The sequence below is a fragment of the Geomicrobium sediminis genome (assembly GCF_016908595.1).
Taxonomy (GTDB): Bacteria; Bacillota; Bacilli; order Bacillales; family Marinococcaceae; genus Geomicrobium_A; species Geomicrobium_A sediminis.
In genome coordinates this window covers 1-1,566 of the sequence record NZ_JAFBEC010000034.1, presented here as the reverse complement: position 1 = coordinate 1,566, position 1,566 = coordinate 1, and the positions used below count along the sequence as shown (strand labels likewise).

The following is a 1,566-nucleotide window of genomic DNA, read 5'->3' as shown; positions in this document are numbered from 1 at the left end:
CAGGCTGTTGAGAAAGTCATTTCTCAACAGCTTTTTCTTATTTATAGACGCCGAATCATAACCACGCTTTGTTATAATAGAGAAAAGAACGGAAATGTGTTGGGGGAATGCGCCTTGTTACGTCGTCAAACGGATAAACAAATTGAACTCGAGATGGTCTCCATTGATCAAGTAATGCCCGAAGATCATTTACTACGGAAAATTGATGAACATGTAGATTTCAATTTCATTTATGACAAAGTGGAAACCTACTATTCAACGACAAACGGTCGCCCACCGATTGATCCGGTAATGCTTTTTAAGATGATGTTTGTCGGGTATCTGTATGGCATTCGTTCGGAACGTCAATTGGAACGAGAAATTCAAACGAACATTGCGTATCGCTGGTTTCTTGGATTAGGGCTCACTGAAAAGGTTCCTCATCATTCTACGATCAGTTTTAATCGCCATAAACGGTTTCAAGGAACAACAGCCTTTCAAGACATCTTTGACGACGTGGTTGTGAAAGCCATGGAACAAGGCATGGTGAGTGGTCGGGTATTATTCAGTGATTCCACGCACTTAAAAGCGAATGCGAATCGGCAGCACTTTACACGTGAGACGGTCAAAGTCGAAACACAGTCTTATATCAATGAATTGGATGAGGCGGTCACGGAAGATCGGGAGGAACACGGAAAAAAGCCGTTAGCCAAAAAGGAAAAGGAGGAATGGAAAACCGTCCGTAAAAGTACGACGGACCGTGAAAGTGGCTACTTGTATCGAGAAGGAAAGCCTGAAGGGTTTTATTACTTAGATCATCGGACGACCGATATAAAGTTCAATATTATTACAGATGTCCATGTCACACCTGGCAATGTTCATGACTCCCAACCGTATCTCGAACGATTAAAACGTCAACTGGATCGCTTTCAGTTTCCGGTTGAAGCCGTTGCCCTGGACGCTGGCTATTTCACGACCCCCGTTTGTAAAGGCATTGAAGACTTAGGCATTATGGCGGTGATCGCTCACCGTCGCTATCGTCCTATAAAAGGACGCATCCCCAAGTGGAAGTATACATATGATGCAAAAACCAATACGTACACGTGTCCGAACGGCAAAACATTGACGTATTCGACGACGAATCGAGAAGGGTATCGTCAGTACCATTCCAATCCCGAAGATTGTAAAACCTGTCCACTCCTTTTAACCTGTACACAGTCACAAAATCACAAGAAGGTGCTGACCCGACACGTGTGGGAGGAAAGCAAAGAACGTGTGCGAATGAATCGACTTTCGAAGGAAGGGAAAGCAATCTATCGCATGCGAAAATATAAAATTGAGCGAAGCTTTGCGGATTCAAAACAACTCCACGGGCTTCGCTATTGTCGTTTGCGCCGTTTGGAAGGTGCCTCGGAACAGGCACTCATGACGGCAACGGTGCAGAACATCAAGAAGATTGCGATGCACCTCTCCAGACAAAAGGAGAGGTTTTTTATACTTTTCACCAAAAAAATCGTCATTGGAACCAATTCAAAGACCATAAGAGAAAGCCTTGGTTCACAGAACCAAGGCTTTCTCGACAATCTG

At 44.1% G+C, this 1,566-nt stretch carries 1 pseudogene; it reads left to right on the top strand.

The window, feature by feature from the left end:
• Positions 1-114: 114 nt before the first annotated feature.
• A pseudogene (locus JOD17_RS21195) lies at positions 115-1,455 on the top strand (IS1182 family transposase); the annotation flags it as partial.
• Positions 1,456-1,566 lie beyond the last annotated feature (111 nt).